We start from the raw sequence: 2,500 nt of genomic DNA, 5'->3' as shown, positions 1-2,500 counted from the left end.
GAATCGGTTACGTAGTCCAGGAAAGTTTAAAATTTAAAAATCTAACGGCGGTCTGGATGGAAGTCGAACCGACGATTATACGTTATGCGCTTTCCATATTCGACTATTCCGAATTTTTAGAATCCGGAAGGCTCAGGATTCTATTAACCCCAATTTTAGAACAGGATCTTTACGAAGCGTTTCGCGGAATTTCCGGTTTTCCGATCAGCTTTATTCCTCACCGGGGAAGCAATCAATGGAAAAAAGATTCTTACGAAGAACTACGTCTTATGTCGGAAGGATTCTTTCACAAAAAGGACGTAAACATTTCTACACTCACTCGTTTCGAAAAAATCTGGACTCGGAATTTTATTTCCAATCTTCCCGAACTCGCCCAGATGCAACCAGTCGGCTCTTTATTCGGACTCTGCAAAGGCAAAATAGATATACTTGTTTGTGGCGCAGGTCCTTCTTTGATTCTTTCTTTGGATGATATTCGAACCTATAGAAAAAATCTGATTCTAATTGCGGTCGATACTGCGTTGACAGTTCTTTGGAACGCGGGAATCGATCCCGATCTATTTTTTTCCGTGGATCCTCAGGCTCTCAATACCAAATACTTGGAAGGATATAACGGAAATGCAAAGATCGTTTTCGATCCAACTTCTTCGTATCATTCTCTACGGCTTCCCGGAAAATTCAAAAAAGGCTTTTTTACTTCCTCTCCATTTCCTTTGATTAAGATCCTTTCTTCCAAACCGGAAGAGGAAATCGGAGTCGTCGATTTCGGAGGATCCGTTTCGACGAACGCAACGAGCCTCGCGGAAAAGATGGAAGCGAGAAACATCCTTCTTGTGGGCCAGGATCTTTCCTTTCCGGATAAACTGGCGCATTGCAAAGGTGCAGTTTTAGAAGAAAGACTGAATCATATCGAATCCAGAAAACTCAGAAGAGAATATCATAATCACAAACAAATGACCGCCCTTCCCGTCAAACGGACAAAGTCAATCCGCGGCGAAGAAATACGGACTAACGAAAAACTTCTCATTTTCAAAAAATGGTTCGAAGAACATCCGAAAAAAAATCCTTGGTTTAATTTCGGAAAAGACGGAGTAATTCTGGAAGGGATTCCCAACGCGGATTTTTCGGAATATATGCAAAAAAACGAATGTGACTTAGAACTCGTTCGTTTAACAAGAGATAAAATTCATAAAATTTCAGATACGTTCGAATTCGATTCCCCAGTAAGAGAAAGTATATCCGAGAAAAAAAACAACTACGTTTCCGCTGAAAACAAAATCGAATCGGAATTTCCGATTAAAAACACGATCATCAAAGAAGCTCAGTCCAAGACGCAGGAAAAAATTCTCTCCGAATTGAAAACGTTGTTTGAACAACTCAAAGGATTTTCCGAAAAAGTTACAAGAGGGAGAATCCTTTCGGCCCGTCTGTATTCCCAAGTTCGAGCCGAAGATAAGTTCAAGGATCAGATTCTAAAACACTTAAAAGAAATGGATCATATAGACGAAGAGGTTTCTTCTCGTAAGGGCCTCACGGAAATACTGGGAATGAGTATTCAAAGAACCGTTTTAATGATTACGGAAGGTTACGAAGGCGGACTAAATTTGGAAGAAAAGAAAAACGAAAGATTAGGAATCGCAAAGAAAAGTCTTCTTCTGTACCAAGGTTTGGAAGAAGCCTGCAAACTCCATTCTAAGCTGATCGGGAAGGCGATTGTCCGTATTTCCGAATTTTAAAAAAATTGGAAATTTTTTTTATCGCTCAATAAAGATATACCGTCTTATTTGAATCTTTTAAATTATTTTAAGTTATATAATAGAGTTATTGAAAAATTAATTCTCATTTGTTTTTGTTTCATTGAAATCGGTGCTTGAAGCGGTTTTGTTCCTATCGACTACCTTCTCAAAACTTGCCGTTTCTTTGAGAATTTTATACAGGTTTTAGTACACGCTCAAAATTTAAATCGGAGTTTCGTGAGTTATCGGCAAGAAGGAATGGTCGTTTCGTTAGTTCGACACGATCTATGTCGAACTAACAACGTGCGGGATCTCGCGCTTCTTATAAGAAATATTTTGATCCCGCATTGAGACGAAAACCTTACAAATTAATTGTTTTTATACACGTACTCGAGGACGAATCCGTCTCCTCCGGTTAGAAGATAATTCTCTCTTCTCCAAGCGGCTCTTTCCTGAGCGTTATTACCCCTCGCATTGTTTCCTGCAGGGTCATAGACCATGTTTGATTCGTGAGAGTTTCCATTTACATATAAACCGACCTTCTGCGAAGTTACGTAAAAACTCACTTTATCGATTTCGGTTGCCGTAAAAGGAACATTCAACATTTGACCATCGATTTCGGTGTTGTTGATTCCATCGATATAAAAGTCCAAATTTGCCATATATCGTTTACCGCCTACCGTAGCAAATCTCGGAACGTTGTTTTCGATGACGACTGGAACGGTTATACCTGAATCCATTTCCCTGATGTAAACCAAAAGTCC

General features: G+C 39.5%; 1 protein-coding gene and 1 pseudogene (both only partly in view). One reads left to right on the top strand and one right to left on the bottom strand.

Annotation, left to right across the window (positions count from 1 at the left end):
- Positions 1-1,736, top strand: a pseudogene (locus tag LEP1GSC062_RS08655) (motility associated factor glycosyltransferase family protein) (its annotated part extends 157 nt beyond the left edge of the window); the annotation flags it as partial.
- 368 nt (positions 1,737-2,104) lie between these two features.
- Here LEP1GSC062_RS08655 and LEP1GSC062_RS08650 read toward each other — a convergent pair.
- Positions 2,105-2,500, bottom strand: partial view of a hypothetical protein gene (locus LEP1GSC062_RS08650; RefSeq protein WP_020983985.1) — the 3' portion only. 303 nt of this gene lie beyond the right edge of the window; 396 of the gene's 699 nt are visible here — the last part of the coding sequence; its start codon lies beyond the right edge, outside the window; its stop codon occupies positions 2,105-2,107.

The organism is Leptospira alexanderi serovar Manhao 3 str. L 60 (assembly GCF_000243815.2).
Taxonomy (GTDB): Bacteria; Spirochaetota; Leptospiria; order Leptospirales; family Leptospiraceae; genus Leptospira; species Leptospira alexanderi.
This window is presented reverse-complemented; position numbering and strand designations above follow the sequence as displayed.